The sequence below is a fragment of the Vibrio genomosp. F10 str. 9ZD137 genome (genome assembly GCF_049974785.1).
In the GTDB taxonomy this organism is placed as follows: Bacteria; Pseudomonadota; Gammaproteobacteria; order Enterobacterales; family Vibrionaceae; genus Vibrio.
Map to the genome: position 1 here is coordinate 1 of NZ_JBNGCJ010000167.1, position 305 is coordinate 305.

Consider the following 305-nt stretch of genomic DNA (forward strand, 5'->3'; position numbering starts at 1 on the left):
AGATACCGCAGCCCCAACCACAGCCCCAACTATAGCGCCAATCAGTGTGGATAGTAGGGCAAAGTGACCGCTTGGGTCGCTCCGATTGACTGGGTCTCCCAAGCAATACGCATAGCCGTTAACTCCTCCACGACCAAAAGGGCTTAAGCTATCTTGAGCATTGAAGCGCATCAAAGTTGGGCTGTACATCCTGTAACCGTTACCTAGAGGGTAGAGCTTGGTCGCAGGGTCTTGGCGAACACCATTGAAACCCAAAGGGCTCTCACGAACCACATTCTTTTGTTGGTGCGAAGAGGAAGACAGCG

1 protein-coding gene is annotated in these 305 nt (G+C 52.5%); it reads right to left on the minus strand.

The features are described from left to right. A partial coding sequence (locus ACP45E_RS02110; RefSeq protein ID WP_141707185.1) for an RHS repeat-associated core domain-containing protein occupies positions 1-305 on the minus strand: 305 nt, incomplete at both ends.